At 72.6% G+C, this 26668-nt stretch carries 25 protein-coding genes; 12 read left to right on the top strand and 13 right to left on the bottom strand.

The window, feature by feature from the left end:
- Positions 1-39: 39 nt before the first annotated feature.
- The 3 genes from ACZ46W_RS31120 (at position 40) to ACZ46W_RS31110 (ending at position 3648) form a co-directional block, all read left to right on the top strand.
- Positions 40-1002 (top strand): ABC transporter ATP-binding protein, encoded by a 963-nt coding sequence (locus ACZ46W_RS31120; protein ID WP_468344700.1) that lies wholly within the window; start codon positions 40-42, stop codon positions 1000-1002.
- Positions 999-1874: an ABC transporter permease gene (locus tag ACZ46W_RS31115; RefSeq protein ID WP_468344697.1), complete on the top strand. Its 876-nt coding sequence runs from the start codon at positions 999-1001 to the stop codon at positions 1872-1874. Before ACZ46W_RS31120 ends, ACZ46W_RS31115 begins: the two co-directional genes overlap by 4 nt.
- Positions 1875-2007: 133 nt before the next feature.
- A complete protein-coding gene (locus ACZ46W_RS31110) occupies positions 2008-3648 on the top strand; it encodes a sensor histidine kinase (RefSeq protein ID WP_468344693.1) in 1641 nt (546 codons plus the stop codon).
- Between the two features lie 6 nt (positions 3649-3654).
- Here the strand turns inward: ACZ46W_RS31110 and ACZ46W_RS31105 are convergent, their stop codons facing one another.
- A complete protein-coding gene (locus tag ACZ46W_RS31105) occupies positions 3655-4176 on the bottom strand; it encodes a hypothetical protein (protein WP_468344691.1) in 522 nt (173 codons plus the stop codon).
- 107 nt (positions 4177-4283) lie between these two features.
- Positions 4284-5864 carry a hypothetical protein gene (locus ACZ46W_RS31100; RefSeq protein WP_468344688.1) on the bottom strand — a complete coding sequence of 527 codons (1581 nt, stop codon included), beginning with the start codon at positions 5862-5864 and terminating at the stop codon, positions 4284-4286.
- Between the two features lie 393 nt (positions 5865-6257).
- Between ACZ46W_RS31100 and ACZ46W_RS31095 the strand changes: the two genes are divergently transcribed.
- From ACZ46W_RS31095 to ACZ46W_RS31085, 3 genes are all read left to right on the top strand, one after another.
- Positions 6258-6728, top strand: a complete 471-nt coding sequence (locus ACZ46W_RS31095) for a hypothetical protein (protein ID WP_468344685.1) — start codon at positions 6258-6260, stop codon at positions 6726-6728.
- A gap of 264 nt (positions 6729-6992) precedes the next feature.
- Complete coding sequence (locus ACZ46W_RS31090; RefSeq protein ID WP_468344682.1) at positions 6993-7691, top strand: alpha/beta fold hydrolase; 699 nt, start codon at positions 6993-6995, stop codon at positions 7689-7691.
- A gap of 129 nt (positions 7692-7820) precedes the next feature.
- On the top strand, positions 7821-8396 hold the full coding sequence (locus ACZ46W_RS31085) for a hypothetical protein (RefSeq protein WP_468344679.1): 576 nt from the start codon (positions 7821-7823) through the stop codon (positions 8394-8396).
- A 112-nt stretch (positions 8397-8508) separates the two neighbouring features.
- On the opposite strand, the gene ACZ46W_RS31080 is transcribed toward ACZ46W_RS31085, so the two are convergent.
- Positions 8509-9141: a hypothetical protein gene (locus ACZ46W_RS31080; RefSeq protein WP_468344676.1), complete on the bottom strand. Its 633-nt coding sequence runs from the start codon at positions 9139-9141 to the stop codon at positions 8509-8511.
- Between the two features lie 124 nt (positions 9142-9265).
- On the opposite strand from ACZ46W_RS31080, the gene ACZ46W_RS31075 reads away from it, so the two are divergent.
- Positions 9266-9520, top strand: a complete 255-nt coding sequence (locus ACZ46W_RS31075; protein ID WP_468344674.1) for a hypothetical protein — start codon at positions 9266-9268, stop codon at positions 9518-9520.
- A 208-nt stretch (positions 9521-9728) separates the two neighbouring features.
- Here the strand turns inward: ACZ46W_RS31075 and ACZ46W_RS31070 are convergent, their stop codons facing one another.
- Both ACZ46W_RS31070 and ACZ46W_RS31065 read right to left on the bottom strand, forming a co-directional pair.
- Positions 9729-10499 carry an RNA polymerase sigma factor gene (locus ACZ46W_RS31070; protein ID WP_468344671.1) on the bottom strand — a complete coding sequence of 257 codons (771 nt, stop codon included), beginning with the start codon at positions 10497-10499 and terminating at the stop codon, positions 9729-9731.
- Positions 10500-10521: 22 nt separating this feature from the next.
- Positions 10522-10971 carry an LPXTG cell wall anchor domain-containing protein gene (locus ACZ46W_RS31065; RefSeq protein ID WP_468344668.1) on the bottom strand — a complete coding sequence of 150 codons (450 nt, stop codon included), beginning with the start codon at positions 10969-10971 and terminating at the stop codon, positions 10522-10524.
- A gap of 272 nt (positions 10972-11243) precedes the next feature.
- Here ACZ46W_RS31065 and ACZ46W_RS31060 point away from each other — a divergent pair, with 272 nt between their 5' ends.
- From ACZ46W_RS31060 to ACZ46W_RS31050, 3 genes are all read left to right on the top strand, one after another.
- On the top strand, positions 11244-11918 hold the full coding sequence (locus ACZ46W_RS31060; protein ID WP_468344665.1) for a hypothetical protein: 675 nt from the start codon (positions 11244-11246) through the stop codon (positions 11916-11918).
- A 224-nt stretch (positions 11919-12142) separates the two neighbouring features.
- Complete coding sequence (locus tag ACZ46W_RS31055; protein WP_468344662.1) at positions 12143-12598, top strand: hypothetical protein; 456 nt, start codon at positions 12143-12145, stop codon at positions 12596-12598.
- Between the two features lie 204 nt (positions 12599-12802).
- Positions 12803-13465: a lysophospholipid acyltransferase family protein gene (locus tag ACZ46W_RS31050; RefSeq protein ID WP_468344659.1), complete on the top strand. Its 663-nt coding sequence runs from the start codon at positions 12803-12805 to the stop codon at positions 13463-13465.
- Positions 13466-13539: 74 nt separating this feature from the next.
- Here the strand turns inward: ACZ46W_RS31050 and ACZ46W_RS31045 are convergent, their stop codons facing one another.
- Complete coding sequence (locus tag ACZ46W_RS31045; RefSeq protein WP_468344656.1) at positions 13540-13809, bottom strand: hypothetical protein; 270 nt, start codon at positions 13807-13809, stop codon at positions 13540-13542.
- 273 nt (positions 13810-14082) lie between these two features.
- Here ACZ46W_RS31045 and ACZ46W_RS31040 point away from each other — a divergent pair, with 273 nt between their 5' ends.
- On the top strand, positions 14083-16347 hold the full coding sequence (locus ACZ46W_RS31040; protein ID WP_468344653.1) for a FlgD immunoglobulin-like domain containing protein: 2265 nt from the start codon (positions 14083-14085) through the stop codon (positions 16345-16347).
- A 125-nt stretch (positions 16348-16472) separates the two neighbouring features.
- On the opposite strand, the gene ACZ46W_RS31035 is transcribed toward ACZ46W_RS31040, so the two are convergent.
- The gene (locus tag ACZ46W_RS31035) at positions 16473-17327 is read right to left on the bottom strand and encodes an MBL fold metallo-hydrolase (RefSeq protein ID WP_468344650.1); all 855 of its coding nucleotides are present in this window, start codon (positions 17325-17327) and stop codon (positions 16473-16475) included.
- 74 nt (positions 17328-17401) lie between these two features.
- On the opposite strand from ACZ46W_RS31035, the gene ACZ46W_RS31030 reads away from it, so the two are divergent.
- Positions 17402-17815 (top strand): winged helix-turn-helix transcriptional regulator, encoded by a 414-nt coding sequence (locus ACZ46W_RS31030; RefSeq protein ID WP_468344647.1) that lies wholly within the window; start codon positions 17402-17404, stop codon positions 17813-17815.
- A gap of 130 nt (positions 17816-17945) precedes the next feature.
- On the opposite strand, the gene ACZ46W_RS31025 is transcribed toward ACZ46W_RS31030, so the two are convergent.
- The 6 genes from ACZ46W_RS31025 to ACZ46W_RS31000 all read right to left on the bottom strand — a co-directional run bounded on the left by ACZ46W_RS31025 (position 17946) and on the right by ACZ46W_RS31000 (position 26533).
- On the bottom strand, positions 17946-18968 hold the full coding sequence (locus ACZ46W_RS31025; protein WP_468344644.1) for a helix-turn-helix domain-containing protein: 1023 nt from the start codon (positions 18966-18968) through the stop codon (positions 17946-17948).
- A 147-nt stretch (positions 18969-19115) separates the two neighbouring features.
- Positions 19116-21644: an acyl-CoA reductase gene (locus ACZ46W_RS31020; RefSeq protein ID WP_468344641.1), complete on the bottom strand. Its 2529-nt coding sequence runs from the start codon at positions 21642-21644 to the stop codon at positions 19116-19118.
- Complete coding sequence (locus tag ACZ46W_RS31015; protein WP_468344638.1) at positions 21641-22792, bottom strand: LuxE/PaaK family acyltransferase; 1152 nt, start codon at positions 22790-22792, stop codon at positions 21641-21643. Before ACZ46W_RS31015 ends, ACZ46W_RS31020 begins: the two co-directional genes overlap by 4 nt.
- Positions 22789-23952: a GNAT family N-acetyltransferase gene (locus ACZ46W_RS31010; RefSeq protein WP_468344635.1), complete on the bottom strand. Its 1164-nt coding sequence runs from the start codon at positions 23950-23952 to the stop codon at positions 22789-22791. The genes ACZ46W_RS31015 and ACZ46W_RS31010 overlap by 4 nt, the downstream gene beginning before the upstream one ends.
- Positions 23949-25265: an MFS transporter gene (locus ACZ46W_RS31005; protein ID WP_468344632.1), complete on the bottom strand. Its 1317-nt coding sequence runs from the start codon at positions 25263-25265 to the stop codon at positions 23949-23951. Before ACZ46W_RS31005 ends, ACZ46W_RS31010 begins: the two co-directional genes overlap by 4 nt.
- Positions 25262-26533: a phenylacetate--CoA ligase family protein gene (locus tag ACZ46W_RS31000; RefSeq protein ID WP_468344629.1), complete on the bottom strand. Its 1272-nt coding sequence runs from the start codon at positions 26531-26533 to the stop codon at positions 25262-25264. Before ACZ46W_RS31000 ends, ACZ46W_RS31005 begins: the two co-directional genes overlap by 4 nt.
- Positions 26534-26668: the final 135 nt, after the last annotated feature.

Here is a 26668-nt window from a genome sequence, read left to right as displayed (position 1 = left end):
TCCGGCAGCACACAGGCAGAAGGAACAGAGGGAACCGGTGTGATCACCCTGAGAGGGCTCAGCAAACGCTACGGCGAGACCGTCGCCGTGAACGACCTGACACTGGACGTCAAAGAAGGCAAGGTGACCGGCTTCCTCGGTCCCAACGGGGCCGGGAAATCCACCACGATGAGGATGATCCTCGGCCTGGATCACCCCTCGCGGGGCAGGGCCCTCATCAACGGCAGGCCCTACACCTCCCTGCGGCACCCGGTCCGCGAGGTCGGCGCGCTGCTGGACGCGAAGGCACTGCACCCGGCACGGTCCGCCCGCAGCCACCTGATCGCACAGGCCCGCAGCAACGGCATCCCCGTGCGCCGCGTGGACGAGGTGCTGGAGACCGTGGGTCTGGCCAAGGCGGCGCGACGCCGCGCCGGCACCTACTCGCTCGGCATGTCCCAGCGGCTCGGCGTGGCCGGGGCGCTCCTCGGCGACCCGTCCACCCTGATCCTGGACGAGCCGGTCAACGGCCTCGACCCCGACGGCGTGCGCTGGATGCGGGACCTCGTCCGCTCCCAGGCCGCTCAGGGCCGCACGGTGTTCCTCTCCAGCCACCTGATGAGCGAGATGCAGTTGACGGCCGATCACCTCGTGATCATCGGCCGCGGAAGGCTGCTCGCGGACACCTCCATGGCGGACTTCCTCGCCGGCAGTTCCCGCGCGGTCGTGCGGGTCGGCGTACCGGATCCCCAGGAGCGGGCCGCCCTGGTACGCCGCTTGGCGGCGGACAACGCGAACGTCACCGTGAGCGTCGACACGGCGGACCGCGACGAGATCGTCGTCACGGGGCGGACCGCCAGGCAGGTCGGCGACCTCGCCCACCACTGCGGCGTCCGGCTGCATCAGCTCAGCGACGTCCACGTATCGCTGGAGCAGGCGTACATGGACCTGACGGCTCGCAGCGTCGAGTACGCGACGGGCGCACGGAACGACGACCGACACGAGACGGGGCTGACACGATGACGGCCAACAAGCCGACGACCGACACGGCGGACCATGGGGCCGCGGTCGCGTCCGATCAAACCGCTCCTGCCCGGCCGTCCGGCGGTCCGCCGTCCGGCCGCCCACCGTACGGCGGGCCGCCGTACGGCCGTCCGTTCCGCGGTGCGGTGGCCGCCGAGTGGGCCAAACTGTGGTCGGTGCGCGCCCCGTACGTCTGTCTCGCGGCGGGTCTTGTCGCGACCTGCGTGTTCACCTTCTACTACGGCTCGATCGCCCGGATCAACGACCATCCCGTCCAGCCGGCCGGCCACGCGGCGATCTCCTCCACGGTCCTCGTCCAGTTCGCCGTGGTCGTCCTGGCCATGCTCACCGTCACCAGCGAGTACACGACCACCAGCATCAGCTCGTCACTGCTGTGGGTACCGGTACGGCACCGCGTACAGCTCGCCAAGGCCCTGGTCACCGCGCTCGTCTTCCTCACCGCCGGCACCGTGTTCGCCGCACTGGGAACGGCCGTCGCGTGGGGCCCGTTCTCCGGCCGCGCCTCGTTCGACGCCGGCGAGACGGCGGGCCAGGCCGTGTCCGTCGGCGTCTACTACGCCCTCATCGCCGTCATGACGGTGGGCGTCTCCTTCGCCACCCGGCACGCGGCCGGGGCGCTGACGGTGCTCCTCACCCTGCTGTGGGCCCTGCCGAGCATGCTCGTGGGCCTCGGCGGCCCGGTCCTGCTCGCGATCAACGACTGGTTGCCGCACAGCGCCGGCGACATCCTCATGCGTGGCGGCGCCCCCGACACCCCGTACAGCCCCGCCACAGCGCTCCTCGTGCTGCTCGCATGGACGGTCGCCGCCCACCTGACCGGCCTGTACCTGCTGCGCCGCCGGGACGCCTGACCGGGTCCCCGGGCCGGAAGCCGCAGGCTCCCGGCCCGGGAACGTCCCTCTGGCGCCCGGGTCGTACGCCTGACGTAGCGTCGGCCCGGTGACAGCACGTACCGCACCCCCAGGAGAGGACCCCCGAACGACCATGCGGCGCCCTCGCACACCACTGAGACCGGTCGTCGCCGACATCGCCCTGTGGGCGGTCTTCGCGACCGCGGGCGCCCTCTGGTTCGGCGACGCCCGGACCGCCTCGGCCACCCGGGACCTGGTCCTTCCGCTGCTCGTGCTGGGCGTGGCGGTGGCCCTGGCCCGGCGCCGCCCCGGGACGGCTGTCCTCCTGGCCAACGTCCCGTGCGCGCTGGGACTCGCCGGCTCGGGGAGCCCGGCGAACGTCTACGTGCTGACGCTGGCCTGCATGAGCTTCCTCCTGGGCGTGCGCAAGGCCGGGGCGCGCATGCCGCTGCTGGTGCTCGCCGGATGTCTGGCGGCCGACCTGGCCCTGTGCGCTGTCCTGCGGGTCCCCGCGGTGTGGTGGTTCTACGCGATGACCATGCTGCCCGCTGGGCTTGTGCCGCCCTGGCTCGCCGGCCGCTACTGGCGCGGGCGCCGGGAACTCGTCGAAGGCGGCTGGCAGTTGGCCCGCAGCCTTGAGGAACGGCAGCACCTCGCCGCCGAACGGGCACGCCTGACGGAACGCGCGGCCATCGCCGCCGACATGCACGACTCGCTGGGGCACGTACTGAGCCTGGTCGCCCTGCGCGCCGGTGCGCTGGAGCTGTCGCCGACCCTCGCCCCGCAGGACCGCGACGACGTCGCCGAGCTCCGGCGGACGATATCCGACGCCGTCGACCACCTCCGGGAGACCGTCACCGTGCTGCGGGCCACCCCCCACGCGGGGGCGGACCCCGTCACGGCCGACACCGTGGAGGAACTCCTGGGGCGTGCGGTCGCGTCCGGCGTCCCGGTGCGGTGGGCGCGCAGCGGGTCGCCGCCGGCACGGTCGCCCCTGGTCGAACGGGCCGTGTACCGGGTGGTGCAGGAGGCCCTCACCAATGCCACCAAGCACGCGCCGGGCAGCACGGTCCGCGTCGGCATCGCGCACGCCGACGACGTGACCCGCGTACGGGTCGTCAACTCGGCGCCGCTGCCCGGGCGGTCACCCGGCCCGGCGCCCGTCGCGGTGGGCGGGAATCACGGTCTGGCAGGGCTGCGCGAGCGGGTGACGGTCCTGGGCGGCGCCTTGCGCGCCGGCCCGCACGAAGGCGGGTTCGAGGTCGCCGCGACCCTTCCGCATCACACCTCCGCCCAGGCGGCGCCACACGGCTCGGAGGGGCTCGCCGACCAGGCGGACCCGGCCGACGGTACGTCCTCGTCCGCCGGCCCCCTGCCCGAATCGGTGCGGCGACGCGCTCGCGTCCGCCGCATCGCCCGTTGGCGCTTCGCGGCCTTCTTCGCGGTTCCCGCGGCGGTGGCGGCGGTCTTCCTGCCGAGCGCCGCCTACCTGGCCTACCAGCTCACCACCAGCGTTCTCCCGCCCTCCCGCTACGAGCAGCTACGCGTCGGCTCATCCCGCGCGGAGCTGACGCACCTCCTGCCGGCACGGCCCTTCCCCTACGCCCCCGACACAGCACGCTCCGCGCTCCGCCCGCCCGGAACCACCTGCCACTTCTACCGCTCGAACGGCAACCTCCTGGACGAGGTCGACCTCTACCGCCTGTGCTACTCCGGCGGGCGACTGGTCGCCAAGGACACCCTGGCCGCGGGCACCGACGCCGTCGCTCCGTGACCGACTTCAGCGGCCAGGCGCCACGTGGACGGACCACACGTCGTCGACCTGGTGCACCTTGGTGTCGTCCGGGTCATGGTCACCGTTACCGTACGGATCGGGGTCCGCGATGACGTGGATGTCCGCGCCGGACTGCCGTACCCGGTAGCGGTGTACGTCACTTGACTGATCGGCAGGTGCGATGGTGCGGCCCAGCGACAGGATGACGGCCCGCAGCTCCGCGTAGCCGACCCTCGGCTCGAAGCGCCCGTACTCCCTCGACAGACGTGTCGGTACGGTGCTCGCAGAGAGGTCGTGGATCAGCCGGTGCGTCTGGAGACCGAAACCGCTACAGGACAACAGTCCCTCGGGTGTCGGCGAGAACGTCACTTCCACGAGCCCGTAATCCCGCCGTACGAGACCGCCACTCGGAACATCGAGATAATCCGGGCCCAGAACGGCCTCCCAGTGGTCAGGGGACGAGCCGATCCCGGCTCCGAGCACGTCGCAGCGGGTGGCGACGTGAGCATAGAAGTCCAGATCGGACACTCGTGGATCCCCTCGGGCTGGCCATTGTGTGCGAAACGAGACTACTGACGGCACGGCCGCCCCGGCTCTCGGTCGAACCGGGGCGGCCGGTGCGCGGCCGGCGTTGGTCAGGGCCTGGCCCGGATGTCCTTGATCCGGTGCGCGTAGATCACGCGCCCGCACGGTGAGGGCTGACCGCACTTCGTGGAGTGGTCGGCCGGGCGGTGCTCGGAGACGGACCAGAGCAGGGCCGGGTTACCGGTCCGCCGGCCGTGCTCGACGTACAGGTCCTCGGGGCCGACCGCCGTGGGCACATCGCTCCCGTACGGGAGGAGTCCTCGTTTGGGGAAGGGCTTGGCGCGGACGATGCTTCCGTTGTCGTACTTCTTGCTCTGGTTCAGGTAGTACCGGCCGTCGTGACGCGCGGCCCCCTGCATGCCCTCCTTGGGGAGGTAGAAGCCCCAGGCCGGCGTCCTGGTGACCCCGCCGCGGGAGGCGAGCCTGCCGGTCCCCGGATCGAGAGCGTAACCGGTGAGGCGGCCCGTTGAGGGGTGGCTCGGGGTGGAGCGGCAGTACTCGCCCATGATGAGCTCGTGCGGGGAGACGGACCGGTCGATGGACAGGTACGAGGCCTTGGGCGCGCCGGTCGCGGCGCAGTAGGTGATCTTCTTCTTGTTCTTCTTCCCGGCCGTGGCCTTGTTGTGCTGCTTGGCCTGGAAGGTCCAGGTGGCGACCTGCGGCATCACATAGCGGTAGCCGAAGCCGTACCAGGTCTTGCCGTGCCGGCCGATCTTCTTCTTGTTCTTGATGTTGGTCTTGTAGCCGCCGGCCACGGTGTCGTCGGTGCTCGGCTTGTTGTCCGGATCGAGGTCCATGATCTTGCGCATGTCGAAGACCCGGATGCCGTTGTAGGTGTCCGCGACGTACAGGTAGTTCTTGTACCAGGCCATCCCGCCGATGTGGATGCCCGTCTGGCCCTTCCTGTCGTTCGCGTGGATGGCGTCGAAGGTGATCTTCTTCGACTTCTTGCTCACATAGGGCCAGACCAGCAGCGCGTGGCGGTACTTCTTGGTGGCCGGGTCCACGAAGGTGATCCGGACGCCCTTCTCATTGCACTTGTCCGACGCCTTCTTCTTGCACCCCTTCTTGGTGCGGCCGGTGTTGTCGTCGTCGTACGAGCCGATCAGGATCGGGCGCTTGGCGCCCCACTTCTCGTCCTTCGCGGCATCCGACGCTCCGGTCACGGCCTGGGGTATCCACTCGACGCTGTTGGCGTCATCGTCCTTGAAGCAGTACTTCTTGGCCGGCTTCAGCGGATCCTTGCCCTTGTCGCCCTTGCCGAACGGGTCCGTTCGGCAAGCGCCGCCGGTCAGCAGCGGACGGTTGGCGTACCTGAGGATCTTCTGGACGCCCTGCTTGGGGAGCATGGCGTCCAGCTTGGCGACCTTCTTGGCAAGGCCGGCACCCGACTTGAGCCTGAAGTCGGCGGGTCTGGCCACCGACCCGGGCCCCGCCCAGGCCGCCCGGGTGACGATGCCCGGTGACGGCTCGGGTGCGAAGGAAGCTGTGGGCTGCTCGGCCCCCGTGGCCGCTTCGGTCATGAGCGCCGGGTCGGCCCCGGCACCCTCGTTGCCCATGGCGGGGGCGACGAGGGCACCCAGGACGCCCGCTGCGACGGCACCGACGGCGACCATCCGTCCACGGCGCATGACCGGTATTCGACGTTTCGACAAAGTTGTCTCCGAGACTGATATTGCCAATGAGGCGCGAGGATGATGGCAGAGCAAACATTGGGAACGCAAACGTGGACGGGGGTGGGCGGGCCTGCCGCGTCGGTCACGGCGGCCGGAGCGTGCTACATCAATGCGGCTCCGCAGGGCCGAATTTGACTCCTCATCAGTGATCCTGTGAAGAATTGGCGACGACTCGCGCTCTCTCAGCCTTCGAGGCGGCTGAGGATGGCAATATTCGCGCCTGCATAGTTTGATGTTGGTGTCGGCCCGCCTTCAGTGACGTGGCATTGCCCTGGCCGTCCAGACGCGCGGAGTGTCGAGGCCATCATGTGCACTGATGTGCAGGGACTTGTCACGAGGGGCGGGGACGTGGAGTTGCAAATGTGGGCATCGGTCTTTTCACTCGCGGGTGTCGCGCTCGGTGGTGGTCTGGCCGCGCTCTCCCAGCGCGCCACCCAGCGGTCCGCCGAGCGGACAGAAGAGCGACGGCAGGCGGTGGCCACCTCCGAGGCCCGGCGAGCCGAACAATTGCAGGCGATCAAGGACTTCATGGCGTGTGCCCAGGATGCCGAACGGGCGGCGTACAGCCGTCCTGAGTCGTGGGGCGATGACAACGACTGGAGCGGCTCGGCCGCGGCCACCATGACCAGGCTCTGGGTCGCCGAACGGCATCTTGTGCTGCTCTGCGACACGACCCTGCACGGCCCTGTTCATGCGTATGGTCGCGCGCTCAACCAGGCGGTGTGGCGCGAGATCGGCGACACCGAGGTCAATGAGCACCTGGAGGAGCACAAGACCGCCTTCATGGCGGCGGCCCGGGAAAGCCTCGCCTCCCACTGAGGCCACGGCACCCCACCCCACCTTGCCCGGCACGGACGAAACAGCTCGGCGTTCCGCAGCAGGACCTCGACGGCCACCGCTGCGTCGTCGCGGTACGGGTGTACGTGCGGGCGTTCCTCGACAGGCACCTGCGCGGGCGGCACGCGCCGCTCCTCGACGGGCCGGGTGGGGCGGAATGTGCCCCGGCACCACCCCGCCACCGGCCACCGCGTCCGCACCTCCGTCGGCGGAGCCGTTGTCAGATCCCTCCGCTACCGTGCGGCCATGGTGAATTTCGTACTGGTTGCAGGCTCGTGGCTCGGGGCGTGGGCCTGGGACGAGGTGGTGCCGGAGCTGCGGGCTGCCGGCCACGGCGCTTACCCATTGACTCTGTCCGGCGTCGGGGAAAGACGCGGCGTCCCTGCTGGGCAGCAGACCCACGTCCAAGACATCGTCGGCGAAGTGGAACGCCTCGATCTGCGCGATGTCGTGCTGGTCGGGCACAGCTATTCGGGTATCCCGGTCGGTCAGGCCGCCGAGCGCATCGGCGGGCGGCTGGCTCGGGTGGTCTTCGTCGACGCCTGTGTTCCGACCGACGGCGAGTCGTTCGTCTCCCGCTGGTGGGAGGGGCCGGCGAAACTGGAAGCCTCCATTGCCGGGAACAACGGCTTCTGGGCCCTGCCGACCGCTGCCGACTTCGTCGGCCAGGGGATGACGGAGGATCAGATCGCACGGTTCCTCGGCGGCGCGACGCCGCACCCGGGTGCCTCGCTGGCCGAACCGGCGGTGCTGACCCGGCCGCTCGGCGAGCTTCCGGCCACGTACCTCAAGTGCCTGCTGGACGGCGCCGAGCCGAGCGACGACGTGGCTGCGCTGCTGACCGGCGACTCCTGGCAGTTGGTCGAGATGGACACCGGCCACTGGCCGATGTTCTCCCAGCCGCACGAGCTGGCGCGGATTTTCGTCGACGCGGCCGGGAAGTGACACGACGGTCGGCTTCCGGTCGGTCGACGGGCGCGGAGGCGAAATGACCGACCGGCGCGGCTCACGGCACGACCGTCGGTCACGGTAATTCCCGTCGCAGGCAGGGGTGGTGCCGTGTTGGATGGGCGTATGAGTCAGACGCCTGCCCTGCGACTGCGAGAGGCCGTTGCCCGGACCGGACACCTCACCCGCGACCGTGCCGCCACAGGGCGGCGCCCGGATGACGCGGACGACCTCGTGGGCACCTTCGCCACCGACGGAGCGCTCGGTTTCGACCCGTTCCCCTTCCTCCGGGCGCTGTACGAGGCCGGTTCGCAAGCCGTGGTCGTCGGCCAGGTCGCCGGAATCATGCACGGTTCGACCGAGCTGACCGGTGACCTCGACCTCCTGTGGGACGGCACCCCGGCCCAGGCGCGCGCCCTCCGCGACGCCCTCCTCATCGCCGGCTGCACCGAGCCGCCCGACCTCGACCGCCCACAGGCCGGGTACCAGGTGACGGGCGCCGCAGGCGACTTGTGCACACCGGCCTTGTCCTGGGGCGGCATGGACGTCACCGCATGCCTGCCCCGCGCCGTGACCGCCCACGACCCTTCGGGTTTCACGATCCGGTACGTCGCACTCGACGACCTGGTCGGCATGCGCCGAGCCATCGGGCGGCCCAAGGACCACCGCCGCGCGGACGAACTGGAACGCCTGGGGAAGTGAACCCCCAGCAGGCGGGCGGTGGCTCCGGCGGCGGACGCCCGCGCCGGCCCGGCCCCGCCCCCGGCACGTTCCGCTACCGGATGCGATGGGCCCTCCGCTGAGAAGATCCGCGTCAGCAGCGGAGACCGATGACACCCCACCCGCGCCGGTACGCCTCTCCGACGACCTCGCCCCAGCCGCGCAGCAGCGACGCGAAGGCAGCGTGGTCCGGGATCCAGCTCCCCGGACCGCGCGCCGCGTGGGTGTCGAAGGAAGCCCTCAGCCCATTCAGGCGTGGCTCCGCCCGGGACCATAGGCCGGCCAGGGTGGAGGCGTCCTCCGGAGGACAGTGGAGCAGCAGGTTCGACCGCCAGGAGCCGGCTTCGGGGTTTTCACCACCCTCGCCACCCTCGTCGCCCTCGTCGTCCTCGCCGTCCTCGTCGTCCTCGTCGTCCTCGTCAGGATCCCAGCGGATACCCAAACCCATGAGGAAGGCGTCGAGAGCACCGCGTAGTTGCGGCTCGGCGTGGTCCCGTGCGTCGTCCCATGCCTCACCCGCCCAGAAATGGGGTTTGTACGAACCGAGCGTGTTCCGGAACTCGTACACGCCCCACCAGGGTGCGCCGCCACCGAGAGGCCAGAACCAGCCGGCGTCGAGGTCCTCCGCCTGATCCGACTCCTCGTAGAGCCGGTCCGCCCGCTCGCCGACCGGGATCGCCTCCAGGCGCTGCCAGTCGACCACCATGACCGTGATCCCCAAGCCCATGGGATCACGTTAGCCAACTGGCCGTACCCGGGGTCCGGCGACCTCGCCCCACTCGATGCCACCGAGTCGGTCCGGGTGCGGGCGGCACAGCGGCATCGCTCAGCCGGGTCCTGGGCTGGGGGTGGTGGTCGGCACCGAGGAAACGGCCGTGGGCGGGCTGTCGCTGGGCCGGTGGTTCGGCGGCGTGCTCGGGGACGGGTTCGGCGGCGTGCTGGGGGACGGGTTCGGCGGCGTACTGGGGGAGGGGTTCGCGGGCGTACTGGGGGACGGGCTCGGGGGCGTGTTCGGGGGCGCGCTGGGTGTCGGGGACGCGGTCCCGGGCTGGACGGCCGGCGGAACGGGGCGCGGGGTGGCCGCTTCCGGGGACAGGGCCAGGTAGGCGGCGCTCGCCAGGGCCGCGGCGGCGAGGCCGGTCAGACCGGCGAGGGCGGCCCGGTACGCCGGGGTACGCCTCCACCACAGGGGCCGGGCGGCCGGGCGGGGCGGTGCCGCCGGGCGCAGGTGGCGCACGGTCACCGACTCCGCGCGGGCGTCGAGCGCTTGCCGGAGCCGGCGCTCCACGGGACGTTCGCGTTCGCCGTGGGCCGTCATATCCGTCCCTCCAGGATTCGTTCCAGCGCGTCCAGGGCACGGCTGGCGTTCGACTTGACCGCCCCGCGGCTGATCCCCAGGGTCTCGGCGATCTCGGCCTCGCTGAGGTCGGCCCAGTACCGCAGGACCAGGACCTGGCGGCGGCGAGCGGTGAGCCTGCCCAGCGCGGCGAGCACCTCGCGGTGTGCCTCGTCCAGCACGACGCGCTCCTCGGCGGAGGGGACGTCAGCGGGGGCGGGCGGCGTCCAGGCGCGGGCGGTCCGCCGGCGCCGCAGCACTGAACGGGAGGTGTTGACGACCGCCGTGCGCAGGTAGCCCAGCGCGTTGTCCACCTCGCTGATGTACTCGCCGTGGCGCCGGTACAGGGCGGTGAAGGCGTCCTGGACGACGTCCTCGGCGGTGGCGAGGTCATCGACGAGGAGCACCGCCAGGCGGACCATGCCGAGGCGGTGCGCGTGGTAGAGGTCGGTGACCGTGGGCGGCGGGGGACTCCCGGTTCCGTACGGGCCCGAGGGCAGCGGGCGGACGACGGCCGACGCGTGGTCGCCCGAGGGACGGTCGGCCGACGAGTGCTCGACCGACCGGTGGTCGACAGACGAGTGGTCGACCGACGAGTGGTCGCCGAGCGGGTGATCGACCGGCGCGGCCGACCGGTCGCGGCGCAGCAGCAGCGCGCGGAGGGCCGCACGCACGCCCCGCCCGCCGCCGCGCCGCGCCGGGAAGAAACCGGGCACGGCGGGGCGGAGGGGCAGGGCGTGGTGCAGCACAGGGTTCCTTGGATCGAGCACGTCAGCGCAGGGCACGCCGCCGCACGACGAACATGGTCCCGGCGCCGAGCCCGATGAGCCCGACAGCGCCGGCCCCTATGGCGGCGTTGGTGGCGGTGGAGCCACCAGTATGCGCGAGCTCGGGCGCGGTACTGGGCCGGGGCGCGGTGCCGGGGGCGCTGCCGTTCGCCGGGGCCGGCGCGGCGGACGGGACGGCGCTCGGCAGGGCGGGCGGAGTGCTGACGGAGGGGGTGGGCGCGGCGGAGGGGCCGGAGCTCGGCGGCGCGCTGGGCGAGGGGGTCGGCGCGGTGGAGGGCGTGGCGGTCGGCGCGCTGCTGGTGACGGGTGTCGGCGCGGCCGACGGCGTCGCGCTCGCCCCGGCGGCCGCCCAGGCGGGTACGGCGGGCACGGCGACGGCGGCGAGCGCGCCGGTGGCGGCGGCGGTGATGACTGCCTGCTTCAGATTGTTCAAGGTTGTTCTCCCGACTCGGGCGCGGGGCGCGGAATCACGCCCTTCACCCCCGCACGACGTCCGAAGGGCCAAGAGGTTGCCGCCCTCCGCGAAAAACTTGGCGGATCGGAGACCGGGAACAGGGCGGGACGCCGGCTCGCACCGGACCGTGCGGCCTTGCGCCGCGGACGGCTGCCCGGTCACGCTGTGCTGCCGAGGCACGTGCCGTCGCCGGGCCCGTACCGACTCTCCGGCGACGCGCGCGGCGAAGCGGCCAGGGGCGGGAGGGCGCTGTGGTGCACGTGCTCGGGCGGGTGGCGGGGGTCGTCGCCGGCGCACTCCTCGCCTGGGCGGGGCTGACGCTGGCTCACACTCCCTACGCGGAACGCGTCCACTACCCTCAGGCCCGCCCGTGCGCCGAGCCGGGAGCGGAGGCGTCACCGCACGGCTGCCTGGGCCGTACGAGCGGACGGGTCATCGAAAAGGACCGGGGAACCGGCACGTTCTGGCTCCGTGTCCGCTGGGCCTCGGGTGGCGAGAAGCAGTACAACCTCGAGGGCCGCTACCCGCCCTGCTACGACGCGGCCCGGCGCGGTTCGCACGCCGACATGGTGACCTGGCGCGGAAAGCTCATGCGGCTCACCGTACGCGGCGAGACCTGCGAGGTGAGCCCCCATGCCGGCGCCGCCCTGCTCATGGCCGTCCTCCTGGCCTGGGCAGGCGTCGGCCTCCTGCTCGTCTCCCTGATGCGGCCCGTCCGTGACCCGCACCGGGCGTCACTGCGGTGCGCCGCGTGGATGGGCATCTGCTTCTTCGGTTACTTCCCGGGCATTCGGCTGGCCGCGGGCGGGGAGCGGTGGTGGATATGGGCCCTTTGCCTGCCTCTCGCCGCAGCGTGCGCCGTCGTCGCCTGCCTCCCTCTGCGGCCGCGCAGTTCGCCCCCGGCCAACGGCTCCACAAGACGGTGAGGCCCCGCAACCGGCTGACCGGCTGACCGGCCGATCGGCTGCCCCGCTGACCGGTCGACCGGTGGTGAAGGCGACGCAGCCGCCGGACACCGGATTGATCAGCGGCACGAAACAGGGCTGCTTATCAACGCCCGGGCCGCTGAACTGCATGACCGGCGGCCCCCACCGGGAGGCCCGCCCGCCGGAGCAGTTGATCCCGATCCCATGAACGAGGAGTGACCCGTATGCGTCTCACCAGCCGTCACCTGAGGCACGCGATCGCGCCGGTCGCCGCGGCCACCGTACTGACGTTCCTCCCGACCAGCGCGCAGGCGGCGGACGGGGCCCGCGTCGCGGCCACCGACCGCGGGGACGCCTGCTTCTCGGGTGCGTGCGGCAGCGCGACGTTCACCTGGCAGGACCGCGACGACGTCGGCAACATCTCCATGTCCGTCAAGGACAACAAGTGCGACTCGCACGCCGTGTACATCCGCTTCGACGTGGACGAGGGCGGCCGCGTCTGGAAGACGCGGGAGCGCCGTAACACCTCCGGCTGCCAGGCCGGCTACGTGCCCTGGCACAACCTGCACATCGACAACGGCGGAACGACCATCCGCCGGCTACGGGTCGTGGTCTGTGTCGACGACGCCGGCAGCGACACCTGCCGCACCTCGCGGTACTTCGCCAACCCGTACGCGTAGTGGCTTCCGACGCCCCGGCGGGCGCCCGCCGGGGCAACGCGAACCCAGCCGCCGCCCGCCGGGGCAACGTCAACCCAGCCGCCGCCCGGTGAGCCACGGCCCCTGGGTACCAGGTGGCTGGGAACTGAGTACGCGTGCTCAGGCCCACCGCCTCCCGCCCGCCGACGATGAGGATCATCTCGTCGCCGGAACCGGGAGAACCACATGCTCAGCCGCCTCAGCCACGCCCTCGTGCCCGCCTTCGGGCGCCTCACGGTGACCGCTGACGCCGGAGCCGACATCGCGCCGGGCAGCATCGTCGCCGCGAACCACACCTCGCTCGCCGACCCGGCCATCGTGCTCGCCGCGCTGCGCCGGCTCGGCGTCCGGCCGGTCATCCTGGCGGCCGCCGGCCTGTGGCGCGTACCCCTGCTCGGCCGCGCGCTGGCCCGCGAGGGCCACGTCCCCGTGTACCGCGGGGACCGGCGTGCCGCGCAGGCACTCGATCTCGCCGCCGAGGCCCTGGCCGCGGGCAGGCTGATCCTCATCTACGCGGAAGGCGGCCTGCCGCTCCGAAGGGACGCCGCCGAAGCCGCGCCCGAGAGCTTCCGAAGCGGGCTGGCCCGGCTCGCCGCGCGCACCGGCGCGCCCGTCGTGCCGGTCGGACAGGCCGGAGCGCGCCGGGTCACCTCGGGCAGCGCGGTCAAGCAGCTCGCCGGCCTGGTGACGGCACCGGTCCGCCGCCCCGGCCTGCACGTCCACGTCGGAACGCCGCTCACGCTGACCGGCGACAGCGCCGCGCGTACGGCGCAGGCCTACGGGGCGGTGACGGAGGCCTGGCGGACGGCGGCCGCCCGCCTCGGCGAACCCGCCGCCCTGGCCGCGTAGCGGCTCGTACGGCACGACACGGGGCTGGGCGTACCGGCTGGGCGTACCGGCCCCCGCACCATGGTCAGGCCGGGTCAGGCGGGAGGGAGGATGCCTTCTTCCCGGGCCACGTGCGAGCAGGCCATGGCCGCGGCGGTCATGCCGAGCCGGTCGAGCACCTCGATCGACTCCAGCAGCAGCCGGGTGTCCGCCTCGGCCATGGCCTCGCCGTACCGGTCCCGCTCGGCCACGTCCTCGGCGGACGTGGCGGTACGCAGCGCCGTGACGCGCGCGGCCAGCGCCTCACGCGAGGCTTCCAGTGCCACGATGTCGCGCACCGCGCGAACGATGGCCTCATCAGTCATGTCGTTCATGCCTTCTCAGACGGAGGCCGGCCGCGTGTCGTCACCTCGCCGCTCCGCACTGTGAGCGAAGACACCATAGGGGCGGCTGCGAAGCGCCTGTTCGTCGGGGAACGCGGCTGGATCGACGGCGATGCCGGGATCACAGGCGGCTGTCGTGACGCCTCCGGGACACATTCCGCACACGTTTCGCACACAACTCACGTGCATCGGCGTATGGTTGACCGAGTTCACAGCGCAACCCGCAATGTCACTGGTTAACAAGAGGGGGGTCAGGTGTCCCATCACCTGCGCAGAACCAGCCGAATCCGGCGCACCCGCTGTACCGCCATCGCCGCCGTCCTCGCCGCGGGACTGGCAACCGTGCTGCCGGCCACCGCTCACGCGGCCGAAGCGAGCGAGATCCTCATACCCGCCCCCGACGCCTACGGCGAGGGCACCGAGACCGTCCTGGCGACCGGCAGCCAGGGCGTACTGCACCGCGAGGGCGGCGGCTACCTCTGGACCACGACGTACAACCGCACCACCAAGCCCGTCCCCGCCCTCGACGGCGTACCGCAGGACGCCATCGTCCGCACCCACGACGAGTTCAACCGCGTCATCCACACCAGGCCGCGCGCGGACGGCGGCACGGACGTCGTGCGGGTCGGCATCGAGGACCCCGCCTTCACCAACACCCTCAGCGTGCCGGCCGGTTACCTCAACCCGCGCGTCGCGGGAGGCTGGGTGCTGGCCACCGTCGACCAGGGCGACGGCACGTACCAGTTGCGCGTGGCGCGCGGCGGAGCCCCGGCCAACGACCCCGTCGTGCGGCTGCCCGCCGGAGCCACCACCGGCGCCGAGCCCGTCCTGCTCGGCGCGTACAGCAACCAGCTCCTCATCGGCTACCGCACCGCCGACGGCACCCCGGGATACGGCGTCCTCACCGCGTACAACGGCCAGGTCGTCCCGCTGCCCGTGACCGGCGAGGCGAGCAGCTTCCGCATCACGCAGAACACCGTGAGCTGGTTCTCCCGCAGCGGCGAACCGGGCGTGCGGGTCATGCCGCGGGGAAGCACGGCCGCCCCGCGCGTCGTGCCGCTCGCCACGCAGTCCGCCGACAGCGAGGTCACCTCCTTCGTCGTGGGCGACAACGTGCTCTGGTACGAGGGCGACGGCGGCCCGCTCCGCCTCACGCCCTTCGCCGGGGCGGAGACCGAGCGGACGCTGCTGACCGCCGTCGAGCAGACGTTCCTGCGCGCCGAGGGCTCCGGTTCGCTGGTCGCACTCGGCAAGGGCACGGACGGCAAGCGTGCCGTGCACCACTTCAGCGTGGACGGCTCGGGGCTCGTCTTCGACCTGCCGCTGCGTCAGGTCCCGCGCGTCAAGACGGCGGACGGCTCGATCAAGGCCCTGAGCCTCGACCGGGGGAGACTGCGGTACGTCAACGCCCTCGCCGGCACGGAGACGTTGCACGGCAAGAACACCGGCACAGGGCTCGAACCGGCGGACGGCGCGGCGCTCGCCGACTTCCCGGGCCTGGAGGCGGGCCGCTTCGCCGACGGCTCCGACGAGGGGCTGGCCCGCCTGGTCGCCGACCCGGCGACGGGCACCGACGTGCTGGTGACCGGTGACGACCCCGAGCACCCGGCGGACACCTTCCCGCTGCCGGGCACGGGTGGCCGGATCCTCGACGCGGCACCGCAGTTCGTGCTGTACGAGGCGGGCGGCCGGCAGTACGTCGTGGACACCGCTCGCGACCTCGTCGTCCGCGAGCAGCCGGCGCAGGCCGCCGCACTGGAGCAGGACCAACTGTTCAAGCCCGCTCTCAAAGAGCCCGGCACGGTGAAGGTGATCAACCTGCGCTCCGGCAAGGCCGGCGGGAGCACCGACATCGGCGCCGCCTGCGTCCCCGACGAACTCCAGCACAGCGGCACCCTGCTGTACTGGAGCTGTGCCTCCAAGGGCGCGGCGGGCGTACGGGACCTGGCCACCGGCCACACCTACCCCGCCCCGGCGTCCGGTGTCCTGCTGGGCGACCGCTTCCTGGCCCACCGCGACGCGGCCGGCGACCTGCGCCTCACGGCCCTGAACGCGGACGGCGATACGGCCGATCTCGGCACCGTCACCGGCCTGAAGCAGCCCGCCGACGGCGATGGACGCGGCACCACCTGGACCCTCGACGGGGGCGCCGGCAAGCTCGTCTGGGTCGGCGCGGACGACACCGTCCACGTCACCGCGCCGCACCACGCGGTCTCCCCGCTGCGCGTCGCCCGCACCGCCGCCCCCCGGACGACGGCCGGCGAGTGGGCCGCCGCGTGGTGGCTCTCCAAGCCCGCGGCGTCCTGGCAGGTGACGCTCACCCACCGCGCGACGGGCGAGGTCGTCCGCACCTGGACGGGCGAGGGTGCCCTCAGCGCGATACGGGTCACCTGGGACGGCACGTCCGAGTCGGGCGCCCCGGCGGCGACCGGCCGGTACACCTGGAAGCTGACCGCCACTCCGGCGGACGGCACGGGCGCGGACGCGACCGCCTCGGGCGCCCTGAAGGTCACCGACTGAGCCCGGCCCCTCCCGCCCGTGAGCCGGCCCCCTTCCCCGAGACGTCCGGGGGAGAGGGCCGGCCCCTTCGCCCAGGCCGTCCGGGGAGGGGCCGAGAGCCCCTCGGCCACGCGCCGCCCCGACGGTCACATGCCTGCCCCGGCGGCGAACCGAGCCATCTCCCACGGGTCGTGCGCGCTGAAGAAGGTGACCTCTTCCGCGCGGTCGCGGCGCAGCCCCCGCAGTCGGTCGCGGGTGGCGAGCCGAGCGGTGGCGTGGGTCTGCGCTCCCTGCTGGACCGGCTCCAGGTCGGGGTGGGCCAGGGGCGGGGTGTGCTCGATCTCGCCGTGGTAGAAGTACGCGTCCCCCGCGTGCAGCAGCCACCCTCCGCCCTCTTCCCGCACCGCGACCCCCGCGTGTCCGGCCGAGTGACCGGGCAGCGGCACCAGGAGCAGTTCGCAGCCGAGCCCTTCCGGGCGGGCGACGCCAGGGAACCCGAACCACCGCGCACCGTCCACGCGCGCGGGCGTCAGCAGCGGGCCGTGCGCCCGGTGCGCGGGCATGAAGCGGTCGAGGCTGTGCCCGTGGTGGGGTGCCGCGGGGTCGGTGACGGCCCGGTACTCGTCCGGGTGGACGTGCACGCGCGCGTGAGGGAAGTCGGGCAGCCCTCCCGTGTGGTCGCGGTGCAGGTGGGTGAGGACGATGTGCCGCACGTCCTCCTGCGCGTACCCGAGGCGGATGACCTGGCGCAGCGCGCTCTCCTCGGGGTCCAGCGCCGGCTGGGCGTAGGAGACCCAGTCCGCACCCAGTCTCTCGTCGGCGTGCCGCCGGTCGGCGGTGCCCAGACCGGTGTCGACCAGAACGAGTCCGTCCCCGTCCGTTTCGATGAGCAGGCAATGGCAGACGACGGCCGGTTCACGGCCGGTGGCGTCTGCCGCGAGCCCTTGGCCGAGCGGTGAGATCTTCCGGAGCGAACCGCAGTTGAGGTGGTGGATGCGCACAAGGCCCCCTGGAGGAAAATGGTCGGGGAGAGAAGCGATCGGCTGTTCTCGACAGGACGTTAGGAGTGGCTTCGGTGACTCACCAAACGGTTGGCCACGCGGGCCCGGGTGACCAGGACGGCCCCCTGGCGGACTGTCCGGACAGCGCCCTCGTACCGCCGGCCCCCGAACCGCGCTGCCCGGTCGACATCACGCTCGCCACGCTGGGCGGCCGATGGACGCCACTGGTACTGCGCGAATTCCTGCGCCGTGGCGAGGCCACCTACTCCGAACTGTCGGCCGCCCTGCCGGCCCTCTCGGACAAGGTCCTCTCCGACCGGCTGGCCCAACTGACCCATGCGGGCGTCATCGACCGCCACCGCACCCCGAGCTGGCCTCCACGGGTCCGTTACGTCCTCACCGCGGAGGGCCGGGCACTGGAGCCGGTGCTGCACAGCATGTGGGAGTGGGGTGCGGCGCGACGGCAAGCCCACGTCGGCCACTCCTGAGGCCGCGACGGGGACGGCGGCGGCTCGTCCGGCACCCTCGGTTCGCGGCGCGAGCTGCGCGAGCTGCGGAGGCGCGCGCCCCGTGCGCCCCCGTGCGCGCGCGTTCACGGCGCGTCGGACGGTGTGGGGGTCAGGGTACGGTCTCGATCGAGAACACCTGGCCCCCTTTGCCCACGCACCGCTCCATCACGGCCTCGGTCCCTTCGGCCGTGTCCGAGTTCCTGATCCCCACACACCCCTGGCCGTCGACCCGGAGGACGTACCGACCGCCTCCGTACGGTCCCGAGGGTTCAAGATGGAACCGGCTGCCCTGTGTGCAGTCGTCGTAAGGCTCCAGCAGTCCTTTGCCCGGCCCCTCCGCGAGCGCCTTGAGGCAGCCCTTGCCGTAGTCGGGGTGGTGCCACTGGATCCGGTAGGCGTCACCGCCCATCGGTTCCAGCCGGGTGGCTTGCGGCATCGCCTCGTCGCAAGGCCTCTGCACCGCCACCAGTGGCGTGTGCCGCCGGTCCCGGACCCGTCCGTCGGTCAGGCACAGACTCGGAGCCGTGACCGGACGGATACGTACCCACCCACTGCCCGGTGCCGCCACATCGCCGGACAGCGCCGCCACCGAACCCCGGTCTTCTCCCGGGGGCACTCCCGGCTCGCCCGGCGCGGCCAGCATCCAGGCACCGACGGCCACCAGGACCGCCGCCACCGACACAGCGGCCACCGCTCCCTCGCGCGGAAGGCGCGGTAGGCGCGCAAGGCGCGCAAGGCGCGCAAGACGCGGTAGGCGCGGAACACCGAACAACGGGCTCCGTCGGGCCGGTTCCGCCTCGCGGGCCACACCCGCCTTACCCGCCTCGCCCACCTCACCAGCCCCGCCCGTCTGCCGGTCGGCGATCCTCTCGCAGGCCTGGAGCCACATGGTGAGCCGGACGCCGTCCCCGGACGCGCGCACGAACGCCGCCAGCAGCTCCGGACGCGGCAGCGTGCCACCGTTCAGCACACCGGCCAGGGTGCTCCGTGGCAGGACCTCCCCCTGTGCGGCCGCCCGCTCCTCCAACTGCCTGTACGTCAGCCCCGAACGCGCCTTGAGCTCCCGTAGCAGGGCGACGAACTCGGCAGCATCCCGTGCCCTGTGCGGTGTCAATTCCCCCTGACGCCCCATGCCCACATGCTTGCCGGGCAGTACGTCACTCCACAACATCGCTTCCGGCCGTTGTCCCGCACGCCACGCCACGCCACGCCACGCGGCCGGCCGGAGGACGACCACCCCTCACCAGACGGGGAGCAGCCCTCCGGCCCGGGGGGGGGGCTACCCCCGCGTGTCCACCACGCGGCGCAGCTTGCCGCTCGTCGGGCTGCGGTCCAGGGACGAGCCGTCCACCGCCTCGACCGAGAGGTCGAGCAGCCGCTCCTCCACGGCGGCCCGCAGCTCGGGGTAGCCGTCCAGGAAGGCCTCGCGCAGGCGCTCCGGGTCCGGCGCGCCCGACCGTTCCACCCGGACGGTGAGCCGCTCGCGGGCGTCCTGCCCCGCGAGCACGATCTGGAGCTCGCCGCGGTAGCCGCCCCGCTCCTCCGCGAGGGCGACGAAGCGCCGGTGGTTCAGGAAGTACGTGGCGACCCGCATGACGTCGCCCAGCCTGCCGCGCAGCTCGAACCTCGGGGCGTGGCTGCCGCACGGGCAGCGCCCGGCAACGGCCCGGCCGAGGTCACCGATGACGTAACGGCCGAGGTCCTGGCCGCGCCGCGCATGGGTGCTGAAGACCAGGCGACCGGTCTCGCCGGGCCGCACCGGCCGGTCGGAGTCGAGTGCCAGGATCTCCATCGTGTGCAGGTCGGCGTGGAGGTGGTGCACCCCGCCGGTGCTCTCGGTGCACTGGTAGCCGAGCGGGCCGAGATCGGTGCTGCCGTACGTGAGGGAACGGACCACCTCGACGCCGAACGTCTCCTCCAGCGTGCGGCGCTGCTCGTCCGTGAAGTGCTCGCCGCCGTAGAAGACCTTGCGGATGCCGCCGTAGGCGCGCAGCGCGTCGGCCTGGTCGTGCAGGAGCTGCCACAGGTACGACGGCATCCCGAAGAGCGTGTCGGCCTCGTGGGCGATCAGCGCCTCTGCCGTGGCCCGGTGGTCGGGGCCGGCCGCCAGCGGCAGTTGGACGCCGCCCAGCCGCTCCAGGATGGAGAAGAAGCTGATGAAACTGCCGTACATGCCGCCGCAGTAGAAGAGGTTGGCGGTACGGTCCCGCACCGGGTCGTAGCCCGCGGCCAGCAGGCCCCGGGCGGCGGCGTGCATCTGCGTGTCGTAGTCGTCGTAGCTGAACAGTGACAGCGCGGGCGTCCCCGTGGTGCCGCCGCTGCGGAAGTACAACTCGGCGTCGGCCCGCGCGACATGGCGGCCGCGTTCCTGCGCGTCCTCCTTGCCGAGCAGGGGACCGGCGGGCGGCGGCAGGGTCACCGGCCGGGCCAGGTCGTCCAGGCAGGCGACGGTGGCGAGCCGTTCGTCGGCCCGCACCGCCACCCGGCGGCTGTAGCGCTGGAGCGCGTACACGCCGTCGTGCGGTTCACCGGAGTAGCTGGCGTGCATGGAGCCGACGGGCGTGACGCGCGTGACGCCCGCGGCCAGCGCGATACGCGCGAGCTCGGCGATGTCGGTACGGCTGCCCGCGAGCCCCACGGTCTGGAGGTAGCGTCGCATGGGGCGCAGCGTGCCGATCAGCCGCTTGCGCGGCAGCGGCTTGACCCACACGCTCCGGTGCAGCGGGGAGGCGGTGAGGGCCGGCCGGGTGTCGGCCATGACCCGCCACGAGCCGTCGGGCGCGGCGAACACCCGGGTCAGCCCGAGGTGTTCCTCCAGCCGTGCGATCAGCTCGGTCGTCGTCACCTCCGCCTCCTCGGCGGCGCCGAGGTCACGAAGGCCGGGGTTGCCGTCCCGCGCCGCCAGGACGCGTGCGAACCGCTCCGCGAACGCGAACACCTCCCCCTCGTCCTCCGTGTCGAGGTACACCACCTGCGGGCTGGCGCACGCCTGCTGCTCGTAGAGGCAGACGTCCTCCACCAGCGCGTCGAGCGTCGCCGCGTCGTCCCAGGCGTCGCGTGTGAGGTAGGCGAAGGAGATGCGGTGCCCCCACTCCACCAGGCGGCAGCCGGGCGGCACATGGGCGGTGACCCCTTCCACGGCGCTCTCCCCACCCCAGACGGCGACGGCGTCGGCCGGCGCGCACATCAGGCGCAGCCACTCCTGCCGCGCGGACGGGAAGCGCAGCACGATGACGCGCGAGGCGATGCCTCCGGTCGGATCCAGGGCGGCCAGCTCGGCCAGCAGGTGTTGGGTGAGCAGCGTGTCGTCGCTGCTGGTCTTGAGGATGTTGACGTTGCCGGCGAGCAGCCCCTCGACGACGCTCAGCGGCGCCACGGTGGCGGCGTTGCCGGGCGCGATGTGCGCGACCAGGCCGACGGGCGCCCAGGCCTCGTACACGGTCTCGCGGGCGTCGGGCCGGTTCAGCCGCTGCGGGGCGGCGTCGCCCAGTTCGCGGCGGAGCTTGCGCGTGAGCTCCCGCCGGGTGAGCAGGCTCCCGAGCTCGGCGAGGACGGCCGGGTCCTCGTCGTCGGGCAGATGGCGGACGAGCCGGGCGCGCACCGGGTGGCCGGGGTCGGCCAGGGCCGTTGCCAGGGCATCGCACGCGGCCAGCAGGGTCTCGGTCTCCAGCGGCGTACCGAGCGCGTCCTCGACGGTCCCGGGGAGCGCGGCCAGGCGCCGTCCCGCCTCCTCGTCACCGATGAACGCGCCCTGCCAGTAGTGGTGTTCGCCGGCTCCGCCGGTGATGTGCGGCTGCACGGTCGTCATGACATTCCCTTCATCAGCTCGGCGGCGGCCACCGCGCAGTTGCGGTTACGGCTCACCCCGGCGCGGCCATGGACGGTGAACCAGTCGGTGGTCAGGTCACACCCGCACGCCTCCCCGGGGTGTACGGAGGCGAGGTCGCCCATGACGACGCTCTGCGCCGGTACGGAGGTGATGTACGGCGACACCAGGTGCAGGAAGCCGGTCTCGCCGTACGGCAGGGGCTCCAGCGTCCGCGTGGAACGGACGGCGACCCGCGACCAGACCGGCGCGTGCAGCCGGTGGTGATCGCACTCGACGTACGGGACGCAGTGCTCGACCGAACCGAACGTGTCGCGGATGCGCTCACCCGGGATGCCCAACTGCTCGGTGACGCGGGTGTACAGCTCCTCCTTGCCGATCCGCCGGTCGGCGTGGCCCTTCCAGCCGCCGCCCAGCACGACGAGCGAGCCCTCGGGCAGGCGCAGCGGGGGCACGCCCATGGCCCGCATCCGCTCCAGGGTGAAGAAGAGGAAGGCGGGAAAGCCCAGGATGCGGACCGGGGCGTCGTCCCGTGCGAAACGGCGCAGCGCCGCGACACACCCGAAGGGATCGAACTCGTGGCCGTCGCCACCCGTGTTGCGCAGCGCGTACTCCACGGTGCGGGCCGGCGCGAAGTCGCACAGGTAGTTGTCGGTGAAGGCGGTGCCGAGCTTGAGCGCGGGCGCCGGCTCGTAGCTGTAGAGGAGGTAGTTGACCTCCTGCTCCGGGGTGATCCAGCCGTTGCGCTCGAAGATCCGGGCCACCATGCGCTGCGCGGAGCGGATGGTCCACCGGTCGAAGAACATCTGCGACTTCTGGCCGGTGGTGCCCGAGGACGTCAGGTGCAGGTCGACCTCGTCGCGCGGGATGGACAGCACCTCGTGGCGCTTGAAGAAGTTGGCGTGCACGAGCGGCGTGCGGTACGGACGCGCCGGCGGCGTCGCCTCGTACAGCGACCGGAAGAACGGGGACCGTTCGGCGTGCCAGGCGTTGATCTCCGCCATGGCCGCGGCGAACAGCTCGTCCTCGGCCGGCCCGCGGGTGTACGGGTCGGCCAGGTCGCACAGCCGCTGCACGTGCGGCAGCAGGGCGGGGTCGGGAACGCCGACCGGGGCGAGATGAGGGTTCATGAGGCAACCTCGAATGTGGGCAGGTACGTCGACGCCCAGGCCGACAGATAGCAGTCCAGGTACGGCTGGAGGGACGGTTCGACGACGACGTCACGGAAGTCGATCCGCTCCGTCGAACGGGACAGCACGACGTAGTCGTGGAACCGGTCCCCGTCCCTCCGCATCGCCGGGTAGAGCGCGCCGGCCACGAACCCCTCGGCCAGGAACGCCGAGAGCGCCCCATGGTGTGCGAGCGGCACCAGCGCCTCCACGTAGCCCGCGCCGGCCCGGGTCAGGGCCCGGGTGACGGGCCCCAGGTACGCGGCCGCGGCGGCCGGGCCGGGATGGGCGGCGACGAGCGAGCAGTAGCCCCCGGTGCGGTTGAGGTGGGCGTACACCTCGAACCGCCCGTCCTCCGGCGTGAGCAGCACATTGGGCGTGTGCAGCGGATAGAACCAACCGCCCGCGTCCGGGAACCGGTCCTGGAAGCGCCTCCGTACGAAGGCGGGGGCCTCGATCATTTCCAGGTGCCCGGCCACCTCCGGCCCGGCGGCGGGGGCCGGTGCGACCGCCTGGGTGCCGTCGTACCGCACGCCCAGCGCGCGCTCGACGGTTCGCAGGAGGGGCAGCAGCGGGGCCGGCACCTCGGGTACGGGGAAGCGGCGCTCCAGCACACCGGGGCGGTGACGCGCGTAGAGCGCGAGGCTTTCACGGCTGCTCAGATCGACCGCGTTGGGCAGGACGCCCAGCGGGCGGAAGCCGTTGCGCGCCACGACGCGTTGCGGACCGGCGCTGACGGTACGGACCGTGGCGTACACCGAGTCCAGCCGCCCGGCGTCCAGCGTGCCCGCGCACAGCGCCTCGGTCAGGCGCGCGGCCAGGCCCCCGGACCGGTGGTCGGGGTGCACGGCGAGCCCTTCCAGGCGGCCGATACGGCTGCCGGGGTCGCCGTGGACGGCGGCCGACCCGGCCAGGGCACCGGTGTCCGGGCAGCGGGCGACGAGCCACAGCGTGTGGGGGTCCTCGATGAACCGGGTCATCGTGGCCGGGTCGGTGCCGAGGGCGACGGGGTAGTGCGGCCCGTAGACGGCGTAGTAGAGCTGGCGCAGCTCGGCGATGTCCGCGACCCGGGCCGGAGCGATGGGGGCGATCGGGGCGGCCGAGGCGATGGGAGCGCTCACCGTCCGCCTCCCACGGTGGCGGTCGCCGGAGCGCCGCCGGTCTCGGGCACCGGAGCGCCGCCGGCCACGGGCGCCGGAGCGCGCTCGTGCCCGCCCAGCAGCGCCAGGGCGCACGCGGCGGGCACCAGACCGGCGGCCTGCACCAGGCACAGCGTCTGCGCCGACAGGTGGTCCCCGGCGACCCCGAACAGCAGCGAGCCCACCGGGAACGTGGCCCCCAGCACGGCCTGCATCACGGCGAAGAACCCGGCCTTGTCGGCGGCGGGCACCAGCCGCTGGAAGAGCGCCACGAACCGGACACCGATGACGCCCACGCACCACCCGGCCACCGCCAGGCAACCGGCGAACACCAGTCGCCCGGCGACCAGCCCCGGCAGAGCCAGGGCCAGGGCCATGAGCGCCAGGCAGTACGCGCCGGTGACAGTGGGCCGGCCCGGCACCCGCGCGCCGGTGACGGAACCGACGAGCGTGCCCACGCCCAGGGACGCCTCCAGCAGCGCCACCGTGCCACCGCCGTCGGCCAGCACGGACCGGGTGTAGAGCGGGATGACGACGAAGACGGCCGTGGTGAAGAGGTTGGCCACGGTGAAACAGACCAGGATCCGGCGTACGTAGGGCAGTTCGCCCAGGATGCGGCGGAGGGTGCGCCGGGCGGCCGGCGTCCCGTCGTCGCCGGGCGCGGCGCAGCCGGACGCGTGGGGGAAACGTACGCCCGTGATGAGCAGCGCGGCGGTGACGTATGCGGCCGCGCAGCCGGCGGTGAGGGCGCCCACACCGGCCCGGTCGACGACCAGGGCACCGAGCAGCGCCCCGCCGAGACCGGCCAGGGACTGCGTGGACAGCTCGAAACCGGTGGCCGTCTCGATGTCCTCGTCATCGACGAGTTCGGGCACCGAGGTCGTCAGGCAGGGGTCGAAGAAGGCCTGGCAGGTGGCCATGACGAGGGCGGCGGCGTAGGCGGCCGGCACGGGCAGGTCGCTCGTCCATGCCCAGGCCGCCAGTGCGGCGGCGGCAACGCCCGCCAGCCCGGCGGCGGTACGCAGGACGGAACGGTGGTCGACCCGGGCCACCGCACGGGCCACGACCGGCGCGAGCGCGACGGCGGGCAGCGTGCTGACGGCCATGAGCAGCCCGGAGGCCAGCCCCTGCCCGTCCTCGACGGCGTAGGCGACCAGCCACCAGGAGACGCCCACCTGGAACATGCGCACGGCGGCCTGTGCCAGGACCTGCCCGAGCCACACGGCGCCGAAGGCACGGTTCCGCAGGATCAGTGGCGAGCGCCGCTCCCGGGGCGAGGGTGCGGTGGAGCTCATTCCGTCGGCCTCTCGTCGAGTACGCGGACGAGCTTGCCCGTACGCGGGTTGACGGCGAGGTCGCGGTGGCGCGCCCACTCAACGGCGAGCGGGTGCACGAAGCCGGCGCGAACGCTGTCCGGGTACAGCGGCCTGGCGTTCTCCAGCTCCGTGACCACCGCCTTGGCGAGCGGCTCCAGACCGGCTGAGTCGTCGTCGCCCGGGGCGGTGGCCAGCCGCAGCACCAGCCCGTCGCGGCCGTCCCAACGGCGTACGACCAACTGCATCCCGACGATCCGGCCGGCGGTGTCGGCCTCGGCCACGGCATCCTGCGCGTCCTGCGCGTACAGGGACACGGGCCCCACCCGTACGCCTTCCTCGGCGCGGCCGAGGATTCGGAAGTGACCGGCCCCGGTGTCGGTCCACTCGGCGCGGTCACCCGCCGGGTAGCGGATGACGGGCATGAGGCGGCGGAAGAGGCTGGTGACGACGACCCGTCCCGCCCTCCCCGGTTCGGTGATGGGCTCGCCCGTCGCCTCGTCCAGGATCTCGACGACCGAGTACGGCGTGAACGCACGGTGCACACGCGGATCGGCGCCGGGCACGGGACCGCCGAGCAGCCCCGCGTCGACACTGGCGTAACCCACCGACCGGGCCTCGGCGTTCGGGAACGCGAGGGCCAACAGGCGCCGCTGGTCAGCGAAGAGCGCCTCGCCGCCGAAGAGCACCAGCTCGACGGCCTCCAACCGCAGCCCGGCCGCGATCAGGTACTCCGCCAGCCGGCACAGCGTGGTCGGCGTTCCCGCCACCACCTGGGCGGAGAATTCGCTCAGCGTGTCGACCGTCGACTCCAGCGGCGCGGCTCCGCCGATCGGCAGCCGGACGTTGTCGACGGGGCAGTGGGCGAGCGAGTCCAGGATGAACAGGAAGCTGGCGTAGAGCTCACCCGCGTAGAACAGGTCGGCCACCCGGTGCCCCGGCCGCAGCCCCGCGTCCACCAACCCATGGCCGAAGGCGGTCACGAAGGTGCGCCACTCGTCACGTGTGTAAACGGAGAACTTGGGTGCCCCGGTGGTGCCTCCGGTCTTGTAGACCGTCGCCTCACTGAGGGGCCCGGTCAGCACACGGTTGTCGCGGAGGCCGTTGGCCGACCAGAACTCCTGCTGGTCGACGACCGGCAGGTCGGTGAGGCGGTCGGCGTCCGGCGGCAGGGACGCGTAAAGATCGCGGTAGAAGGGTGAGCTGTGACGCGCGAACCGTATGAGGTCCGGTAGCTGATGGGCGGACATGCGGCCTTTGCCTAGGTGAACGGGACAGGATGGGAGTCACCGCGGCATGGCGAGACCACGAACTCGCCGCCTGCGGGATCGAACGGTACGCGGGGAGACCCCCGAGCCCCCCGCCCCTTGAAGCGCGCCGGAAAC

The organism is Streptomyces sp. NPDC031064 (assembly GCF_055570965.1).
This window is presented reverse-complemented; position numbering and strand designations above follow the sequence as displayed.